At 34.5% G+C, this 16,643-nt stretch carries 20 protein-coding genes and 1 pseudogene; 6 read left to right on the top strand and 15 right to left on the bottom strand.

Annotated elements, in window-relative coordinates; all coding sequences use genetic code 11:
- Window positions 1-88: 88 nt before the first annotated feature.
- Window positions 89-1,363, bottom strand: a complete 1,275-nt coding sequence (locus WAZ07_RS06210) for an MFS transporter (RefSeq protein ID WP_336471730.1) — start codon at window positions 1,361-1,363, stop codon at window positions 89-91.
- A gap of 116 nt (window positions 1,364-1,479) precedes the next feature.
- Between WAZ07_RS06210 and WAZ07_RS06205 the strand changes: the two genes are divergently transcribed.
- The 4 genes from WAZ07_RS06205 to WAZ07_RS06190 all read left to right on the top strand — a co-directional run bounded on the left by WAZ07_RS06205 (window position 1,480) and on the right by WAZ07_RS06190 (window position 4,309).
- Complete coding sequence (locus WAZ07_RS06205; protein ID WP_336471729.1) at window positions 1,480-2,694, top strand: helix-turn-helix domain-containing protein; 1,215 nt, start codon at window positions 1,480-1,482, stop codon at window positions 2,692-2,694.
- Between the two features lie 106 nt (window positions 2,695-2,800).
- Window positions 2,801-2,980 (top strand): H-type small acid-soluble spore protein, encoded by a 180-nt coding sequence (locus WAZ07_RS06200; protein ID WP_090912300.1) that lies wholly within the window; start codon window positions 2,801-2,803, stop codon window positions 2,978-2,980.
- 408 nt (window positions 2,981-3,388) lie between these two features.
- Entirely contained in the window at window positions 3,389-3,709 is a 321-nt protein-coding gene (locus WAZ07_RS06195; protein WP_090912302.1) for an antibiotic biosynthesis monooxygenase family protein, read from the top strand.
- Between the two features lie 3 nt (window positions 3,710-3,712).
- Window positions 3,713-4,309, top strand: a complete 597-nt coding sequence (locus tag WAZ07_RS06190) for a dienelactone hydrolase family protein (protein ID WP_336471728.1) — start codon at window positions 3,713-3,715, stop codon at window positions 4,307-4,309.
- A gap of 25 nt (window positions 4,310-4,334) precedes the next feature.
- Here the strand turns inward: WAZ07_RS06190 and WAZ07_RS06185 are convergent, their stop codons facing one another.
- From WAZ07_RS06185 to WAZ07_RS06155, 7 genes are all read right to left on the bottom strand, one after another.
- On the bottom strand, window positions 4,335-4,628 hold the full coding sequence (locus WAZ07_RS06185; protein WP_090912306.1) for a hypothetical protein: 294 nt from the start codon (window positions 4,626-4,628) through the stop codon (window positions 4,335-4,337).
- A 27-nt stretch (window positions 4,629-4,655) separates the two neighbouring features.
- Window positions 4,656-4,868, bottom strand: coding sequence for a DUF3951 domain-containing protein (locus tag WAZ07_RS06180; protein ID WP_090912308.1), 213 nt, complete (start codon window positions 4,866-4,868; stop codon window positions 4,656-4,658).
- Window positions 4,869-4,968: 100 nt separating this feature from the next.
- Complete coding sequence (locus WAZ07_RS06175; protein ID WP_336471727.1) at window positions 4,969-6,234, bottom strand: RNA-guided endonuclease InsQ/TnpB family protein; 1,266 nt, start codon at window positions 6,232-6,234, stop codon at window positions 4,969-4,971.
- 92 nt (window positions 6,235-6,326) lie between these two features.
- Window positions 6,327-6,656: an IS200/IS605 family transposase gene (tnpA, locus tag WAZ07_RS06170; RefSeq protein WP_396549497.1), complete on the bottom strand. Its 330-nt coding sequence runs from the start codon at window positions 6,654-6,656 to the stop codon at window positions 6,327-6,329.
- A gap of 175 nt (window positions 6,657-6,831) precedes the next feature.
- Complete coding sequence (locus WAZ07_RS06165; protein WP_336471726.1) at window positions 6,832-7,149, bottom strand: AzlD domain-containing protein; 318 nt, start codon at window positions 7,147-7,149, stop codon at window positions 6,832-6,834.
- Entirely contained in the window at window positions 7,140-7,817 is a 678-nt protein-coding gene (locus WAZ07_RS06160) for an AzlC family ABC transporter permease (protein ID WP_336471819.1), read from the bottom strand. Before WAZ07_RS06160 ends, WAZ07_RS06165 begins: the two co-directional genes overlap by 10 nt.
- Before the next feature lie 418 nt (window positions 7,818-8,235).
- Window positions 8,236-8,922, bottom strand: coding sequence for a class I SAM-dependent methyltransferase (locus tag WAZ07_RS06155; RefSeq protein WP_336471725.1), 687 nt, complete (start codon window positions 8,920-8,922; stop codon window positions 8,236-8,238).
- Window positions 8,923-9,067: 145 nt separating this feature from the next.
- On the opposite strand from WAZ07_RS06155, the gene WAZ07_RS06150 reads away from it, so the two are divergent.
- Together WAZ07_RS06150 and WAZ07_RS06145 are read left to right on the top strand one after the other, a co-directional pair.
- Entirely contained in the window at window positions 9,068-9,670 is a 603-nt protein-coding gene (locus WAZ07_RS06150) for an HD domain-containing protein (RefSeq protein ID WP_336471724.1), read from the top strand.
- A gap of 481 nt (window positions 9,671-10,151) precedes the next feature.
- On the top strand, window positions 10,152-10,589 hold the full coding sequence (locus tag WAZ07_RS06145; RefSeq protein WP_413788867.1) for a transposase: 438 nt from the start codon (window positions 10,152-10,154) through the stop codon (window positions 10,587-10,589).
- A 44-nt stretch (window positions 10,590-10,633) separates the two neighbouring features.
- On the opposite strand, the gene WAZ07_RS06140 is transcribed toward WAZ07_RS06145, so the two are convergent.
- From WAZ07_RS06140 to WAZ07_RS06115, 7 genes and pseudogenes are all read right to left on the bottom strand, one after another.
- Window positions 10,634-11,827 carry a hypothetical protein gene (locus tag WAZ07_RS06140; protein WP_336471817.1) on the bottom strand — a complete coding sequence of 398 codons (1,194 nt, stop codon included), beginning with the start codon at window positions 11,825-11,827 and terminating at the stop codon, window positions 10,634-10,636.
- A gap of 62 nt (window positions 11,828-11,889) precedes the next feature.
- Window positions 11,890-12,627: a hypothetical protein gene (locus WAZ07_RS06135; RefSeq protein WP_336471816.1), complete on the bottom strand. Its 738-nt coding sequence runs from the start codon at window positions 12,625-12,627 to the stop codon at window positions 11,890-11,892.
- Between the two features lie 206 nt (window positions 12,628-12,833).
- Window positions 12,834-12,905 (bottom strand): annotated as a pseudogene (locus tag WAZ07_RS26390) (IS6 family transposase); the annotation flags it as partial.
- A gap of 165 nt (window positions 12,906-13,070) precedes the next feature.
- Complete coding sequence (locus WAZ07_RS06130; protein ID WP_336471723.1) at window positions 13,071-13,634, bottom strand: phosphoglycerate mutase family protein; 564 nt, start codon at window positions 13,632-13,634, stop codon at window positions 13,071-13,073.
- A gap of 701 nt (window positions 13,635-14,335) precedes the next feature.
- Window positions 14,336-14,968, bottom strand: a complete 633-nt coding sequence (plsY, locus tag WAZ07_RS06125) for a glycerol-3-phosphate 1-O-acyltransferase PlsY (RefSeq protein WP_336471722.1) — start codon at window positions 14,966-14,968, stop codon at window positions 14,336-14,338.
- Window positions 14,969-15,387: 419 nt separating this feature from the next.
- On the bottom strand, window positions 15,388-15,828 hold the full coding sequence (locus WAZ07_RS06120; RefSeq protein ID WP_336471721.1) for an NUDIX hydrolase: 441 nt from the start codon (window positions 15,826-15,828) through the stop codon (window positions 15,388-15,390).
- A 15-nt stretch (window positions 15,829-15,843) separates the two neighbouring features.
- Entirely contained in the window at window positions 15,844-16,641 is a 798-nt protein-coding gene (locus WAZ07_RS06115) for an ABC transporter permease (RefSeq protein WP_336471815.1), read from the bottom strand.
- Window positions 16,642-16,643 lie beyond the last annotated feature (2 nt).

The following is a 16,643-nucleotide window of genomic DNA, read 5'->3' as shown; positions in this document are numbered from 1 at the left end:
TCCTTGTAATTGGATTATGATATTAGTATACTCCTTTTTTTCTCCAAATGTAGGAAGTTCATATTTTTGTAACAATGACTGTTCATTTTTAAGACATAGACACTCCCTCTTGATGCCTAATATCCTTCCATTGCCTCGTTCCAAAGAAAACAACAACAAACAGCCCAATTGTTGATATAAAAATAACAATGTATGCTGGTATATAGTCTAAAAGCACACCATACAAAAGCGTTCCAAGTGGGACAATTGCTGTTGCAATCGTTTCAATTAACCCAAATACACGTCCTAAATATTCAGGTGCTGTCGTTTTTTGAACATATACTTGCATTGGAACATTAATTGCGATTAAATTCACCCCAAAAAGAATCATAAGGGTAATGTAATATATGAAAATCATTGTATTAGATAATGAAAGAAACATTGGCAATCCAATGCAAAACAATAAGGCTGATAATATAAAAAGGTTCCTGCGAATCGTCTGAAACTTATTTGTTGTCTCTGCTCGAACGGATAAAAGAATAGAAGCAATTAGCATTCCAACCGCAAACATTCCTTCTATGATTCCAAATTGCTGAGAGGAAAGTGCTAATTTTTGAACAATAATATACGGAAGTGAGACCGTAACTGCACAAAAAAAGAAATTAATCCAAAGTGAAAGTTTCAACATCGAAAATATATCACTTTGCTCTTTCACATATATAAAACCTTCTTTTATGCTCGTTAAAAAATGACCCTTCTCTTCTTTTTTATTTGCTTTATACAAATCAAAAACCATAAATACTTCTACAATTGCCGCAAGAGCAAATGTAATACCATTCAGTAAAAAAAAGAATTTTATAGAAAATAAGCCGTATACAAGACCACCAATAACCGGTCCTAAAATGGTTGCAAGCGATGTAGCTGTTTGATTTAATGAATTTGCTTTTTGAATACGTGTTGTATCAACTAGAGATGGAATTGACGATGTTAAAGCGATAGAGAAAAAACTTGCACATATCGATAACAGTGCTGCGGATACATAGATGAAGATTAATGAAAGTTCAAATGAAGTTGAAAGTAAAAACATGGTGAACATAATAAGAGCACTTAATATATCAGCTCCAACAGCAAGCTTCTTTCGGCTAACTCGGTCTGCTGCTGCCCCGGCAATTGGCCCACAAATTAAACGCGGAACAGCACCACAAACAAGTGTAATCGCAAATCCCATACCAGACCCTGTCGTTTTTAAAACATATAGCCCCATTGCGAACGTATAAATATTTGCTCCAAGCATTGATGATAATTTTCCAATCATCATCAAAACAATATTTCGCTTTGCAATTTTCAATCGTGTATCATCTTGATTTTTTAATACACCCTCCATACACTCACTCTCCCCTTAAAAGTTAAATTGTGTTAAACTTATTATATAATTAATTTTCAAAATTTAGCAATAAAAAGTTTAATCACATTTAACTTTTATATAAAAGGAGGAGTTCTATGACTACTCTCGGAGAAAAAATACGGGCATTACGAAAAGAAAAGAAACTCACCCAATCTGAACTTGCTGGGACAGAACTAACAAAAAGCATGCTCAGTCAAATTGAAAATGGTAAAGCAACTCCTTCTATGAAAACGTTGCATTATCTCGCTGACAAACTCGGCTGCGATGCAAGCTTTTTGTTAGAAGAAGACGCGAATGAACTTGCTACTCTTGTACAAGAGATGGAACAACATATACAAGATTTGCGTTTTAAAGAGGTATATGAAATCCTTCATCCTATTGTGCATGATGCACTACCGTCTACATTGAACACTGCACGTTTATATAAACAATATGCAAAAGTAAAAACTTATACTGGAAACTACGATGTACAAACGTATATCGAGAAAGCCATCATCATTTTTGAAAAATATGCTTTATATCGGGAAAGTACCGAAACAAAACTTATCTCCTACTACTCATTGTTTCGACAAAAACAATATAATGAATGCTTACAATTGATTCATTCTATTCGTGACGAATATAATGGAAAACATTTAGAAATGGATTTAATTATGCAAATTGAGCTTTTTTGGTATGAAGCTATTCTTTTATTAGCACTTGGGAATTATGAGGAATGTAAAGCTATCCTTTTACAAACACTTCATTTTTCTAAAAAAAATCAGGTGTACTATAAAATGGATGAGTTTTATCGTATTTTATCTTTTCAAGCTATATTTGTTAAAGATACAGAAGGATATTTACACAATTTAGAGAAATCAAAGCAATTTGCCATCTTTACAGAAAATAATTTGTCATTAACCACCCTTCATCTATTAGAAGGTTATTTTCATAATACAATCACGAAACAATATGAAATAGCACTTTCTCATGTTGAAACATATGGAAGAGAGCTTATTATAAAGCTAGAGCCCGAAAAAAACGGCTTCTATTATCTTGAAAAAGGAAAAGCATTATATGGTTTAGGCCGTTATCACGAAGCATTACATGAGCTCAACCAAGTGACAATCCCTACTTATACGCATCATCCAATAGACCTAGCGTTACTGACTACAGCTGGCTCTTTTCGTGCATTATGCTATATGCACCTGGAAAATACAGAACAAGCACTGTATGAAGCAAAACAAGCACACAATGCTATGCGAGATTACCATGCTCCGATGTTCTCTTCTTTCACTGAAGAAACATTACAAATGATTCAAAAACTGTGAACTCTCTACCAATTGGTATATTATCCCTTGTTTTTAGGGAAAATAATAGTACAAGAAAACTTCCATCTTGATGATTTACCAATCGGATATAGAGAGGAGTTTGAAAATGAACATTCAAAGAGCAAAAGAAATTTCAGAATCAATGGAACAAACAAATGTAACATTTCAAGGCATGTCTGTTATGATTCAACATGTCGATGAAACAAATGAAACTGCGCGCATATACGAGGCAACAAATCCAAATCGTGAACTTACCGTTCCCATTAACAGCTTAGAGGAAATATGAAAACTCCCACTTCATTTTATTTTGAAGTGGGAGTTCTTTTATCACTTGCAGGCAATTCCCCCGCTTAAGAAACTGTCTTATTGCCTATGTAAACACAAAAAGTGACATAAAAACCCCTTTCTTTTTAGGATGGACAAGAACATCTGGCCGCGCCTAGAAGCGGTCAGGGCCTTTTCCTGCCACATGCGATGTTTAAAACAAAGAGAGAAAATAGCGGTCATGTTGTATTCTGCATGGTAGCGACTTATATATCGGGAAATTAAAATGGACTTATATGCTTCTCTTTCTTATTTAATATTACACTTACTACGGTAAATGAAATTAGTATTTAATTTAGACAAAAATGACACACTATTCAGATTTCGTGATAAACTAAAAAGAAAAAATTTATAGTAAGGGGGAAACACAATGAACAAAGCTCCATACTATGCCGTCATTTTCACTTCTCAACTATCATCTGAAACTGACGATTACGAAATCGTAGCAGATGAAATGGTAAAACTAGCAGCGCAGCAACCCGGATTTATCGATGTTGAAAGCGTTCGTAATGAAGCTGGATTTGGTATTACTATTTCATATTGGGAATCGCTTGAAGCAATCAAGCAGTGGAAAGAACACGCCTCCCATACCATCGCCAGAAAAAGAGGAAGAGAACAATGGTATGAACAGTTTCATACAAGAATTTGTCTCGTTGAAAGAGAGTATCGTATTGCAAAAGGAGAGTCTTAATCTATGAAACAGAAAACTGCTCTTCTTCTTCTACATGAAATATACGGAATCAATCAACATATGGAACATGTCATTCATACACTTTCCTCTGCGACTATAGACGTTATTTGTCCGAATTTATTACAGCGCTCCTCTCCCTTTCATTACGATAAGGAATCAGAAGCATATTTACATTTTATGAAGAACGTTGGATTTCAACAGGGAAAACAACAAATTGAAGATATGCTCGCTGAACTCCGAAATAACTATACGTATGTAGGAGTTCTCGGATTTAGCGTTGGCGCAACAATTGCTTGGTTATGTAGTGAAGATTCTAGAATTGATTTTGTTATTGGTTGCTATGGTTCACGCATTCGTGATTACACAAATATTGTACCGAAATGCAAGGCGCTTTTATTATTCCCAGCAAACGAAACTAGTTTTTCAGTTTCTACTTTGATTGAGAGTTTACAAAGTAAAGGCCATCCCCTTCTAAATATAAAACAGTTTAACGGAGAGCATGGATTTCTTGATCCATTTTCTACAACATACAACGAGGAAGCTGCGAATCAAGGGTATGAGATGATACGTTCTTTTCTTCAAAACATAACAGAGAAGTAGCACCTACTCCTCTGTTATGTTTATTTTAACCCCACGTTTTTTGAAGTTCATATACCTTCCATTTATAGTTCATAAATGTGTAGTATTCTTGAATTACAACATATTCCTTCGTATCCGTTTTAACAACATAAGTATGATCACCTTTATATATAACGCTCTTTACGTTTTTACTTTCAAATTCATCTTTTAATTCTTTTTCTTGCAAAATCCCTTCTGCATGAACACGATTTAAAACATTGTAGGGTGAAAAAACAGAGATTCCAAGCAGAATCAAAATTGTTACAACACTAGTAATACAAATTATTTTAAACTTTTTCATTTTTGCCCTTTCAACATAAAATAGTTTTTATCTATCGTTATCTTCCCCTTCATCCGTGCGTTCTTCCCTATCTTCCTGCTCTTTATGAAACTCCACACGCGATTGTGCGCTAATGGAATCAAATGGCGTGTAGTAAATTTGAGGTGTCACTTTTTGAACACGCATTTTATATACAGTAAATCCTATTACAACACAGAGAAAAAGCATAAACATAACAACTCCGCTTGCTAAAATAAGCATGGCATCCTCCCTTAGTAATCGTTATACTACAAAGTTCGATATAATATGAAATACTCCTCTTTGTGAACTACATCGCCATTAAAATGGTGAGCTTCAAGTTCTACGCCACGAACTGTTGTCCGTTAAACGTATACACATTTGGCGTGTCCAACACCACTACTGATTGAACATTTAGCTCTTTCAGATACCTTTTACAGATGTTAATGGCTCCATTTACATCTGCATTGATAACCGTTTTACATTCTTCGCAAACATAAAGACCTCTATGTCTACGATTACCTTTTTTTGCATGTTCCTTTGAAGGAATGGGTTTACAGATTGAGCAAACCTGAGAAGTATAATCTTCTTTGATTATTTGAACAGCTATTCCTTTTTCTTCTGCTTTATAAGTAATCATTTGAACCATTTTCAAAAATGGAAGAGCATGAAATTTTTGATTGTTCTTCTTCCCTAAGTTAGCTTTTTCGCGAATCCCTGAAATATCGCCGATCACAATGGTCTCGACTCCTTGTTGTACTGCTATGTCAATTACTCTCTTTGTCATACAATGCAAGATATGAAACGTCTGAGCTCTCTTTTTCTTATATAACTGAAGGACTCTCTTAGATTTTTTCGGATATTCGATTCCTTTAACTGATTGTTGAGCGTCTGAAATAGCTTGATAATGAGCTATTTTCTTATGAAAATACCGTTCAACAGACAGCCATTGGCGACCAGAAATGATGTGTGAATGTCCTCGATAATCATAACAAGTAAGGGCATTCGCGACCCCGATATCTATCGCCATACATTTATCACTTTTTTCGTAAACCGAACAATTTGGATATTCTTGAGCTAGTATAATCTTGTACTCTCCATCAGATATGAGCTTCACTTCCACGGTTTTAATAACACCTAGTTTGATATGAGTAGGAACGGGAATATAGATAAACTTCTTTTTAATGTTATACTTTTCTTTTAAATAAGCCTTTTGTTGTGCTGGGATCGAGAGCCGAAGATTTTTCCCATCTAGACAAAACCCATTATTCAAAAACTTGACATTCACGTTTTTTTGCTTAAAGCGTGGAGGCTTTGGGCTTTCAATCCCTCCTGACTTTTTTAATTCAAAAAACGATACCCACGCTTCTTGAAGAACTTTTAAAACTTCCTGTGCTGACTGCGAGGGCAAATTTTTGTACCAAAAATGTTTTTTTAGTCTCTTTTTCTGATCATACCAATCAGGAAAAGGAGCATTAGACTCCTTATTCCAGTTCATTTTTTCATAGTTTGCGACATTCCATAACTTTCTTGCTGCATACCCCAACTGAATTAAAATCCGATCTACTTCGTTATTCGGCTTGAATATAAAATAAGATGCACGAATCACATGACTCACCCACCTTTCGATTGTTTTGCAATATACTTTTTAATCGCTTCTTCGTTTATAGAACCAACCGTTTCAATATAGAACCTACGATTCTATAAATTCAATTTCCATGATTCCCCTTTAACTTTAGGGAATTCCAAAAACAATTTTCGCCCTGAGATTCCTTTTAACATTTTAACAATATAAGAGGGAGCCACTTTAGGATGGGTTGAAGCAAATACATGAACATGGTCTTGTTCGCCAACCTCCATCATGACGACTTCAAACCCTTTTTCATTGACAAATTCCTGAAAAAGCTCCTTCAGATACTGTTCAATTTTTCCTGTTAGCAGCTTTCTTCGATATTTGACCGACCAAACGATATGATAGTTAACGTTATAAACACAAGTTCTCGCATGTTTAAGATTTGAATTATTTTCCATACATATAGCATAAAATAATTTCTAAATATTATCAATAATTCAAATCATCAAGTATAGTACATATAGTGTGTAGATAACACAAAGAAGGCAGTCATTCATCTCCCCATTGAAATGCGGAGATGAATGACCGCTTTATCCTAAAAACTGAAACCTCTATTAAAGAGAAGGTTCTCTATTAAACTGAAAAAAAGAAACGCAACAAAAACACCACAATGACTCCCGTTAATACAGCCCCAAGTAAACTCCGTGTGAAAATCGCAACAAGAAACGTTGGAATAGCTGCTATTACATAATCTATTTTTATCGTTTCATGCATAAATAACGTTTGTGCCAACAATGCTGCTAATATTGCAATTGGAATATGACCCAGCCATTTCAATCCCCATTCTGGAATTTCTACTTTACTTAATACAAGTAGTGGTACGACTCTCGGAAGAAATGTGACAATTGCAGATCCGAGCACAACAAGTAACAAATCCCATCTTACTTCCATTTTTCAATCACCATCCCAATTGTTGCTGCTGCAAGTGTGGCAATAATAACAGCTACGCTATTTGATGCAAAGAAATGAGCACCATATGCAATGATCATTGATGCAATTGCAACACAAAGATGAACAAATAGCTCCGGACGACTGCTCACAAGTTGTAAAACAAACAAGCCGATGAACATCGCTGGAATTGCATAATCCATCCCGTATGTATGCGGATCTGGTATCCAGTCTCCCAAAATACCACCAATGATATTTGCTGCTACCCAATTTATATAACCTGTCATATTTAAACCGAGCATCCATTTTTCACTTACATATTGTTTTCCTGTTACATGCTGGGCTGCAACACCAAATGTTTCATCTGTAAGTTGCGAACCAATCACTATGTTTTTCCAAACCGATACTTTTTTTAAATAGGGAGCTAATGCTGCGCTCATTAAAAAATGTCTTAAATTCACAAAAAAAACTGTAAAAATAATAGTAGAAGCTGGTGCACCTGCTACAAACATTCCAGCCATAATAAACTGCGCTGAACCTGCATAAATCAGCAACGAAATAAGCGCAATTTCTGTTAATGAAAATCCAGCTGTTTTTTCAATAACACCTGATGCTACTCCGATACTTAAATAACCAAGAACTGTCGGCAAACAGTCTTTCACGCCTTGCATAAACGTGTCATCTTGCGCCTGCAAAACTGTTGCTCGCTCCACCTCAATCCCTCCTTCAAAATCGCATCCTTCCACTTCCCGGCACCTATCTAGATTTACTAATCCTTAACACTGACTTTAGTCGTTATAATTATACCTACTAATATAAAAAAAGAACCTAACACAGTCAAGAACATTCTGAATATTCAACAAAATGAGGCGGCTTTTATAGTCTTAATCCATTTTAATCTTTCGATATATAAGTCGCTACTATGCAGAATACACCATGTAATTCGCACTTGCTTTCTCCTTTTGTTTTAAACCTTGCATGTGGTAGGAAAAAGCACTGACCGTTTCTATGCGCGGCCAGAGGCTCTCGTCCCTGCTAAAAAGACAGAGGTTTTTAGCTTATATATAAAGATTGTCCCATTTTCATATACTAACAGCCCTTCTTAATTTGCAGCATCGTATTCCCATTCTTTTGAAACTCATATGGGACCTGTACTTCTTCTACTTCGCATCCGTTGTTTCGTAAATTTCCTATAAGCTCGTCTAAAAACTCATATCGTTCACCCTTTAAATCGATACATGGGAAAATTCTAATTTCTTGTTTCGCAACGCGGAGCAATTCTGTAATCGTATCAACATGGAACTTATAATCGAAGCGATCACCATACATAAATAGAAAATGTGCTGATAAAACTATATCAAATTCTTCATCTTGAAAAGGCAAATTAGGTAACGTAGCATACACATACTTCTCTTGATTATGTTTCATGTCCGTTCCGCAAACTTGAAGTGCTTCTAAACGGTGCTTCCGTAAATCTTCTACACTAGAAAAATAATTCCATATGTAATTGTCTTTTGCTTTTTCCATATGTTCCATCGTATGTATTACATCTTGTAATCCTTTTTCATATAAAGCTTCCCCATCAAATTGATATACAACATCACAAGCTGTTACATCTCCGCCTTTTGCATTTGCGACTGCAGTAAATGAACAAGCACCAGCTGGGCAATCTAGTATTTTCTTATTTTGTATGTCCTCATCACATAATTGGAACATATCACAATACTCTTCAAACGTACGGCCAATAAATACAACTCTTTCAATATCTAATTTCATTTTCTTCACTCCCCTTCCTTATTTTAACATAAGAAAAACTATAATAATATTACATTCAATTCCAAATAACCCCTGAAATTATTTAATATAAATTTGACACATTCTACTTTCGTATTAAGATTAATATATATGGAGGGGAATTTATATGGAATATAATATTTTAAAAGTTATTGCACTAGCAGAAAAACTAAAATATGAAATGCGGCACAGTTGGCTTTCTAACGGCCGTCAAGAGAGTGTAGCAGAGCATACATGGCGTATGTCACTCATGGCTATCCTCGTTCATCCTTATTTAGATAAAAAAGTGAATATCGAAAAGTTACTTAAGATGGTAATTATCCACGATTTAGTCGAAGCTGAAGCTGGTGATATCCCTGCATTCGATACAATGAATAGTGAAGAATTACAACGAAAAAAACAAGAAAACGAACAACAAGCAATCCTAAATATTAAACATACATTGTCAGGTCCACTTGGGGAAGAATTATATGAACTATGGATGGAGTTTGAAGAAAAAGAAACGTATGAAGCAAAAGTAGCAAATGCTTTAGATAAGCTAGAAGTAAAAATCCAACATAATGAAGCAGACATCGATACGTGGCTTCCTATTGAACATAAAATGACATTCCAAGTTGCCCAGCATACAGATTTTGATTCATTCTTATCAAAGTTACAAAAGATTATTGAGAAAGAAGGAGAACAAAAATTAATTGCTGCTGGGATCGATGTTGAGGCTTGTAAGCAGTAATATTCTAAATACAATTTGAAAAACTGACATAAAACCCCTTTTTTAATGATGAGACCAGAGCATCTGGCTGTGCATAGAAGCGGTCAGGGTCTTTCCCTGCCTTTAAAACAAAGGGAGAAAGCAAGTAGCTATCATGTTTTATTCTGCACGGCAGCGACTTATAAAGAAAAGCGGAAGTGGCTCGCTCAGAACAAGAGGGGGATGGAGCTTCTGACATAGAGGCGCTTTTTGCCTCGGCGGAAGACGCGAAGCCACCGACTGTTCTAGCCGCTGGAGCTGGATCATAAAGAAAAGCGGAGCCGACTGTTTAGACCCGCTGTCTAAGAACCTTTCACATAGAAGGTGTTTTTTACCTTCTCGTGTGGAAGGTTCTTAGACATGGAGGCTTAGGAGGCAGAGCTAGACAAAGATGTTAAAAAATTAAAATAGATTTATATAATTCATGATTGAAAGTTACTACTAATTATATAGAAGAAACCGCATGAAAAATTCCCATATGGTTTCTTCTATATTACTATTCTCTTCTTTCATTATGAGGTCCCGCCACATGACAACGAACCTTGTGGTAAAAGTGTTAGAAAGCGCTTACTATACTCAAACGCCATCAGAAGGCCTTATTCTACATACCGACTTAGGCACACAATATACAAGTCAAGAATTTCAAACCCTACTTACGAATTATAAAATAAAGCCCTCTTTCAGTAAGAAAGGCTGCCCGTATGATAACGCTTGTACCGAATCATTTCATGCAAATTTAAAGAAAGAAAAAGTATATCGTACAAAATATGCCACATTTGAACAAGCAAACGTAGCACTATTTCAATACATTGAGGGATGGTATAACCGCAAGAGAATTCATAGTAGTATTGGTTATAAAACTCCCCAAGCAATAGAAGATCTAGCTAAAAAAGTAGCATAGATTTAATTTTCTTGTGTCCAAAATATTGACTCAAATCCACTTATTTAATTTTTTGAACCTAACACTTTAAAATCATAAGCATGAATTGATTTCCCTCCCTGGACAGAGTTAATGATTTCTTCCATACCTATAACTTCACTTTCTTTAATTTTCTTACCATTTTTTAAAGAATAAATTTCTATATAATATTTATCTTTTCGATTTTCATCATACCGTAAGACATGTAATTGATCGCCCTTGAAGAAAGTTTGCTCATTGTATCTAACACCATCTGTTACATGATAGTCAATCTTAAATTTAGTATTTACTGTATTTGTCTGTGTATTAAACGTAATAACATTACCTAATCCATTTATAAAATATAATTCATTGTTATAAAAATACGCGGAATTATATTTTGTAAATGGTATTGAAGCTGTAGTGTTCTCTTCGGAAGACAACAAAATTAATTCTTGTTTTAATGTCGTTTTATCGATACGCAACAAATAAACTTTTCCTTTAATCGTATTATCATTTTCAACTAAAACCGTATAGTAATAATTTGAATCACTTAAAATAGAAGAATAACTAGAATATGACATAATTTTATCTAAACTAATTTCTGTAACATCTTCAAGTTTCATCTTTAGATCATTAAATACTAATTTTTTTAGACTATATTCTTTTTTGTCTATATCTTGAGTTATGACTAAAATAGTTTCTTCATCCACTCCAGAGCTCATAAGATAATGTGGAATATTTCCTTTATGAATGCCTTTTTTATTACCATATACAACGTTTGAATCATATCCTCCGGTATCAGGATTACTACCAGAATTATAGATATTTACAAACAAGTCGCTGTTCTTTAAATATGCTCTGTAATCTCCTGTATGTTGGTATTTCATCTTAAACTCTTTAAAGTTCTCCCCTACAAATTTAAGCTTATCCTTACTTTCTAATAAAAGTTCTTTTTTATTTTCTGATACTCCTATACCACCAAGCTCTAAACCATTCATTTTATAACCACTTGCTTCCCCATTCTTATTAATAAACACTGCATAACTAATACCCTTACCATCCATGTCTTGATCAGCTGTAGAAGAAAGGTATATCACAGCGTGTTTATCCTTCAAAAAATCTTTTTTTTGAACATCTTCCTCAGATATCCAATCCACATTTGAGTTACTGAAAAAGAAGAAATAGACTAATACTGTAATCACAATTACACCTAAAATAACAAATAGTAGTTTTTTCATCATGATATATTCCTTTCTTACAAGAAGAAGTGCAACAAATGTATTCGTTGCACTTCTTTCTATTAAATATGTCGAACTACTGATGTTTGTTTCGCATCACGAACATCTCGTGGATATACGCCAGCGCCACCATCTTTGTCTAAATCTAAACCACCATTAAGCTTATAAGCTGACCAGATAAGTTTTGAACAATTTTTGTCTCCATAATGAGTGGTAGTTCTATTCGTAGCGAAATTATAAGAATATCCGTCTTTACCTACACGATCTTTCGCCCACCATGCAGCATCATTTTTGTTTTGCCAAGTAGTATTTACAGATTTGACAACAGCGTCGCCTTTATCGACTTTGCGAGCTGTTGTACTAAGTGTACGTACTCCGTCACCTGGAACTGATTCTACTATTGTATTTGAACTATAGTACATACCAACATGTCCATGATTCAAATATGCAGTATATGAAGCAGTATAAAAGAAATCGCCCATATTGCTATTACCTACAGATACTGTACCTCCTCCTCCTCCTAACGTATTTACTTTTTTACTTGCTTCTTTTTTACTTTGAGCTTCATCTGCTTTGAGTTCTTTATAAATCTGTTCAGAAATTGCCTCTTTCGTATTTCCTGTATTCTTTGCCATTTCATTAATACTTGATATTAATTCCGATGTACTCAAATCTGGTTGCATTTTCTTAATTTCATTCAAATAAGGTAAATCATCACTTCCTGCAAAAGTAGCAGTAGGTACAACCACAGCTGAAGTCATTAAACCCATTGTTAATGCTAATGCATGTAATTTTTTCATATTACACCCCTCTATTTTTAAATAATTAATAAAAATTACAAAATTTCCAAATTTTTGATATATTCGGAACATACCTCTAATCATATCTTACAAATAATGTATATGTAAATACATTTCAGATTTTTTTATTTTTAGTATATAGATTGAAAGGTTCTGGTGCAAAGTTTGAAAAAAGCATAAACAGGTTGGTAAATGAGGAGCAATGTTTAGGAAATAGCTAGTAATTGTTGAAATTTATTGTACGTTGAAAAGGCGGAGTCTCTTTGAAGACTTCGCCTTTATTTATATACGGGTCCCACCCCATCACTATCAAGCTAACAAAACAAAATACTCCTAAAATGAAAAAATACGCTGACTTCTCAAAGTAATTAACTGTAGTGAAAGAAAATTTTTATTTTTGGGGTACATTAAAACTTTAGCTTGATGGGCATGTATGGTGATCACTACAAGGAATATATAGTACAACCCCAATGCTTAGTACTTGTTTTTCTTTTACCTTTCCATCCCATTCTTTGTAGCTCTTTTGCTATCAACATATTAAAAAAACCATGACCAACTAAGGCTACTGATTTATGTTTTCGAGCATAATCAATCAATAATTGAGATGCTTTCTTAGCCCTCCGTTTAGCATTATTTAATGACTCACATTCATTTGAATAACCACAAAACCATAAACATCTTAAAATCACGGCCCAATTACTTGGTTTTAATTTTAAATCCAATAATTTTCTTGAAAGAGCAGGTAACTCAGTTTCACGAAACAGAGACACAGATATTGCCTTCAATTTGGGATTTAATAACTTTGCTGACTCGACAGACCTTTTTAAATCACTTGTAATAACAATATTTGCTGACGATATTTTTTTAAGTGTTTCTGAAGGATAAGAAGGTTCTTCAAAAACCCCATTATAATCATACTTTTCAACCCAATTTTTAAATTCTTTGCAGGTTATTCTATTATTTTCAGTAAATTTTGATTTACCATGTCTAATCAATAAAATGTCCATAATAATTCTCCTATACAAATTATGTATCGTAAAAAGCCCTTAGATTTATTGAATATAAGAGCTTTTAATTCAATAGAGTTTAAAATATCATCTTATACTTTTGCTAAATTTCACTTAATGATATGTCCAGCATGTGTAAGACCTTCTCCAAATCCATACAGTCATGCCCAGTAAGCTAAGAAATTCATTGTTCCCCAAAATGAAAAAATGAGCTAAAATTCCATAAACAACTATGAGAGATAAAACCTTCATTTTGGGAATTCTTCAAAATATTAGTTTGATAGGCATAGTTAAAAAGGTTATACCTGTTTCATAACTATCATTATGAATATGGTAATAACACAAAATAAAAAACCGATATTTTCACTTGCAGGGGTCCCGCCAAATTTTGTACGCTAAGATATTTTCGAGAAATTAAAACCCTGATTTCTCTATACTAGGCAAAAGAATCAGGGTTTCTATATAGCCTTATTGTTTAACAATTCCTCTATCTCCAAATAATGTCATATTAAACTAACGTCTCCGACAGCTTATGCCGTTTTTTTTGCAAACCCGATCAATTTTCAAAAGCATTTCCAGAAGAACCATCTGAAGGTTGCGAAGTTCTTTGTCAGAGAGCATATGGGCTTTGTTTGTTTTCATATGGCCTCCTGTTTTAAACGGTTAACTAACTCCAAATTTTTTCTATTTTGACGACATGCTCAACGCCACGAAAAAATAAGTTTATTTTCTGTTCCTGAAAGCAGCCTTTGTATATTTTCCATATGCCTGAAAATAACCATAAACGCCATTAGGCACGCAAATATATAAAAATATAAGGTATTCTCAAAAACAGGAATAAATGAAATAGCCGCAACAAGCATTGTAGCACATATTGTACCTAAAGAAACATAACGGGTTAAAGCTACTATTATCACAAAAAAGCCAAGACATAAAAGAGCCATAACCCAGTCAACCATAAACAGCACAGCCACTGCTGTAAGTGCTCCCTTGCCCCCTTTAAACCCAAAATATACCGGCCAATTATGCCCTATAACCGCTCCTGCGCCTGCTGCTAAAAGGCTTACGCAATCTTTAGCCTCTCCCGAATAAAAGTAAACGCTAAGGAACAATCCTATAAAACAGGCAATTATCCCTTTTAATATATCTCCCGCAAGAACAAACACCGCAGCAGATTTCCCAAGTATCCTCAGAGTATTGGTAAGCCCGGCGTTTTTGCTTCCATGGCTTCTTATGTCCTTGCCGTATATTTTCCCTGCAATCACCGCTGTATTCAGGCTGCCTAAAAGGTAGCCCAAAGCTAAGGCCACAAAAATCTTTAAAATATCAATCATCACTCTTCTCCCTTTAATTTATTCTAATTTTCTTTTACTTCTCTATCAATACAGGGTTTTAGCATTGTCTTCCTCCAGAAAATTTCCCAATAAACTTCTACCTTTTTTATTCATGTTAAAAGGGCATCTACCATATTTATTCTATTGCATTGAACAATATCCTTTTCCACAAAACTGACCTTTAGTTTAAGTACAATTCTTTACAATCTCACTTCTGTATTAACATAAATCCCCAATTCCTCCCTATGAAGAAAGAACCGAAAACGAACGTTTAAGGAACTTCATTGAGTTCTAATAAAACTAACTGAAATACGGTCAAAAATCAGTACCAAAAACAAAGTCCCATATCAAATGCAAAATATCGTTTATGGAACCTTCTTAACGTACGGTGAAACCAAGTTTTTTGCCTTAAAAATTCCTTAGCGTACGAAATTCGCGTTTTGTTGACGGGGCCCTAGAACAAATTGATGAAACAACTCTTTATCCTCTGGAAAAGATAAGTGGATTCCTTCTATTTCACTCAAACTTTTCCAGCTAATTTCATGAATTAAACCGTCCGGGTCACATATTTCTGCTTTTCCGCCAATCACTTCTACTTCATAGTACACAATATGAACGTTATACCCATTGCTGTCACCAATTTTTTCATGTACCTTTTGAATGATTCGTACATCATATCCCGTTTCTTCTTTTACTTCACGTATACAACACTGTTCAAATGTTTCATTTTCAAATTTTCCACCAGATGGAACGGACCATTTTAATTCCTCCTCTTTTACATCTGGTCGTCCTTGTAGTACCATTAATAAATTTCCATCTTTGTTTATACATAATGCTGCTGCACCTTGAAAAATCTCCATTTTTTCTCCCTCCTCTTAAAACAAAACCATATTCCCTGTTCGTTTTGCATGCTTTTCTGCCTTTCGAACGAGCAAATAAGATATGACCACCAACAAGGCTAACATACTAAATAACAAGCATAAGTCTGGGAATAGATCTATAACACTCTCTCCCTCCATCAATAGCGAGCGAAATATTTGCAGCACATATGTTAATGGAAACAACGCTGCCATTATTTTTCCCCATAGAGGTAACACAACAACAGGAATACGTACACCAGCAAAAAATTGCATCGGTTCTTCTAAAATTGTAAAGAGAATGCTCGCATCTCTTGAAAATAAAAAGATAGTGTTCAAGACTCCTCCCCATACAACTGCTGAAATACATAACACAATAAAAGCAAATGCAATATTTTCAACTGGTGGTGCCTTCACATCATCAAGAAATAAGACAATGAGTATAGAGAAAACGGTAAACATCCATACACCTTCTATTAAATTTGCTCCCGCCCGGCAATACATCATCCATACGCGTGATACAGGTGTTAAAAAAATGAGCTCTAATGTTCCATTTTGACGTTCCCATGACATTTGCCATGCTGATTGAACGAGACTCCAAAAGAAAACATAGCCGATATAACCTGTAATGAGAAAAAAGCTAATTTGCTTTGGATCCATCCATTTTGCCAGTGGGCTACTATTTGATGTATCAAATGGTTTCACCGAAAAATAAGCAGTCGCAAATAATAATACAGGCCAAATGAATAAAGAAAAGTAGACCATTTTACTATGAAAATGATTACGGTGGCTCTTCTTCCATTCTGCAAAAAACATAT

This window comes from Bacillus bruguierae (genome assembly GCF_037104725.1).
Taxonomy (GTDB): Bacteria; Bacillota; Bacilli; order Bacillales; family Bacillaceae_G; genus Bacillus_A; species Bacillus_A bruguierae.
Note: the sequence above shows the minus strand (reverse complement) of the source record. Positions and strands in the feature narration are given on the sequence as shown.

Bases quoted from the DNA above. Each gene is read 5' to 3' on its own strand.
- WAZ07_RS06200 (WP_090912300.1), top strand. From the start codon at position 2,801: ATGAACATTCAAAGAGCAAAAGAAATTTCAGAATCAATGGAACAAACA.
- WAZ07_RS06135 (WP_336471816.1), bottom strand. From the start codon at position 12,627: ATGAAAAAATTACATGCATTAGCATTAACAATGGGTTTAATGACTTCA.
- WAZ07_RS06180 (WP_090912308.1), bottom strand. From the start codon at position 4,868: ATGCTTATTTTAGCAAGCGGAGTTGTTATGTTTATGCTTTTTCTCTGT.
- WAZ07_RS06145 (WP_413788867.1), top strand. From the start codon at position 10,152: ATGAAAAATTCCCATATGGTTTCTTCTATATTACTATTCTCTTCTTTC.
- WAZ07_RS06190 (WP_336471728.1), top strand. From the start codon at position 3,713: ATGAAACAGAAAACTGCTCTTCTTCTTCTACATGAAATATACGGAATC.
- WAZ07_RS06165 (WP_336471726.1), bottom strand. From the start codon at position 7,149: ATGGAAGTAAGATGGGATTTGTTACTTGTTGTGCTCGGATCTGCAATT.
- WAZ07_RS06185 (WP_090912306.1), bottom strand. From the start codon at position 4,628: ATGAAAAAGTTTAAAATAATTTGTATTACTAGTGTTGTAACAATTTTG.
- WAZ07_RS06130 (WP_336471723.1), bottom strand. From the start codon at position 13,634: ATGGACATTTTATTGATTAGACATGGTAAATCAAAATTTACTGAAAAT.
- WAZ07_RS06140 (WP_336471817.1), bottom strand. From the start codon at position 11,827: ATGAAAAAACTACTATTTGTTATTTTAGGTGTAATTGTGATTACAGTA.
- WAZ07_RS06150 (WP_336471724.1), top strand. From the start codon at position 9,068: ATGGAATATAATATTTTAAAAGTTATTGCACTAGCAGAAAAACTAAAA.
- WAZ07_RS06155 (WP_336471725.1), bottom strand. From the start codon at position 8,922: ATGAAATTAGATATTGAAAGAGTTGTATTTATTGGCCGTACGTTTGAA.
- tnpA (WP_396549497.1), bottom strand. From the start codon at position 6,656: ATGGAAAATAATTCAAATCTTAAACATGCGAGAACTTGTGTTTATAAC.
- WAZ07_RS06195 (WP_090912302.1), top strand. From the start codon at position 3,389: ATGAACAAAGCTCCATACTATGCCGTCATTTTCACTTCTCAACTATCA.
- WAZ07_RS06160 (WP_336471819.1), bottom strand. From the start codon at position 7,817: ATGCAAGGCGTGAAAGACTGTTTGCCGACAGTTCTTGGTTATTTAAGT.
- plsY (WP_336471722.1), bottom strand. From the start codon at position 14,968: ATGATTGATATTTTAAAGATTTTTGTGGCCTTAGCTTTGGGCTACCTT.
- WAZ07_RS06205 (WP_336471729.1), top strand. From the start codon at position 1,480: ATGACTACTCTCGGAGAAAAAATACGGGCATTACGAAAAGAAAAGAAA.
- WAZ07_RS06120 (WP_336471721.1), bottom strand. From the start codon at position 15,828: ATGGAGATTTTTCAAGGTGCAGCAGCATTATGTATAAACAAAGATGGA.
- WAZ07_RS06210 (WP_336471730.1), bottom strand. From the start codon at position 1,363: ATGGAGGGTGTATTAAAAAATCAAGATGATACACGATTGAAAATTGCA.
- WAZ07_RS06115 (WP_336471815.1), bottom strand. From the start codon at position 16,641: ATGTTTTTTGCAGAATGGAAGAAGAGCCACCGTAATCATTTTCATAGT.